Consider the following 1,574-nt stretch of genomic DNA (forward strand, 5'->3'; position numbering starts at 1 on the left):
TAAGCATGTAGGCGGAGGTTCCAGGTAAATCCGGTACCTTATTAACGCTGAGGTGTGATGACGAGGCACTACGGTGCTGAAGTGATAAATGCCCTGCTTCCAGGAAAAGCCTCTAAGCATCAGGTAACACGAAATCGTACCCCAAACCGACACAGGTGGTCAGGTAGAGAATACCAAGGCGCTTGAGAGAACTCGGGTGAAGGAACTAGGCAAAATGGTGCCGTAACTTCGGGAGAAGGCACGCTGATGTGTAGGTGAAGCCCCTGCGGGTGGAGCTGAAATCAGTCGAAGATACCAGCTGGCTGCAACTGTTTATTAAAAACACAGCACTGTGCAAACACGAAAGTGGACGTATACGGTGTGACGCCTGCCCGGTGCCGGAAGGTTAATTGATGGGGTTAGTCCTCGGACGAAGCTCTTGATCGAAGCCCCGGTAAACGGCGGCCGTAACTATAACGGTCCTAAGGTAGCGAAATTCCTTGTCGGGTAAGTTCCGANCGGCAACGCGAAGCTCTTGATCGAAGCCCCGGTAAACGGCGGCCGTAACTATAACGGTCCTAAGGTAGCGAAATTCCTTGTCGGGTAAGTTCCGACCTGCACGAATGGCGTAATGATGGCCAGGCTGTCTCCACCCGAGACTCAGTGAAATTGAACTCGCTGTGAAGATGCAGTGTACCCGCGGCAAGACGGAAAGACCCCGTGAACCTTTACTATAGCTTGACACTGAACACTGGTCCTTGATGTGTAGGATAGGTGGGAGGCTTTGAAGCGTGGACGCCAGTCTGCGTGGAGCCAACCTTGAAATACCACCCTTTAATGGCTGGTGTTCTAACGTAGACCCGTAATCCGGGTTGCGGACAGTGTCTGGTGGGTAGTTTGACTGGGGCGGTCTCCTCCCAAAGAGTAACGGAGGAGCACGAAGGTTGGCTAATCCTGGTCGGACATCAGGAGGTTAGTGCAATGGCATAAGCCAGCTTGACTGCGAGCGTGACGGCGCGAGCAGGTGCGAAAGCAGGTCATAGTGATCCGGTGGTTCTGAATGGAAGGGCCATCGCTCAACGGATAAAAGGTACTCCGGGGATAACAGGCTGATACCGCCCAAGAGTTCACATCGACGGCGGTGTTTGGCACCTCGATGTCGGCTCATCACATCCTGGGGCTGAAGCCGGTCCCAAGGGTATGGCTGTTCGCCATTTAAAGTGGTACGCGAGCTGGGTTTAGAACGTCGTGAGACAGTTCGGTCCCTATCTGCCGTGGACGTTGGAGATTTGAGGAAAGCTGCTCCTNCATCACTGGTGTTCGGGTTGTCATGCCAATGGCACTGCCCGGTAGCTAAATGCGGAAGAGATAAGTGCTGAAAGCATCTAAGCACGAAACTTGCCCCGAGATGAGTTCTCCCTGAGACTTTAAGTCTCCTGAAGGAACGTTAAAGACGATGACGTTGATAGGTCGGGTGTGTAAGCGCAGCGATGCGTTGAGCTAACCGATACTAATGAACCGTGAGGCTTAACCTTACAACGCCGAAGGTGTTTTGGCGAAGAGACAGACACGATTTTCAGCCTGATACAGATTAA

Annotated in this window: 1 rRNA gene; it reads left to right on the top strand. The window is 52.7% G+C overall.

The window, feature by feature from the left end:
• A 23S ribosomal RNA gene (locus DIT71_RS17565) occupies positions 1-1,514 on the top strand; the annotation flags it as partial.
• Positions 1,515-1,574 lie beyond the last annotated feature (60 nt).

This window comes from Marinobacter vulgaris (assembly GCF_003344045.1).
Classification (GTDB): domain Bacteria; phylum Pseudomonadota; class Gammaproteobacteria; order Pseudomonadales; family Oleiphilaceae; genus Marinobacter; species Marinobacter vulgaris.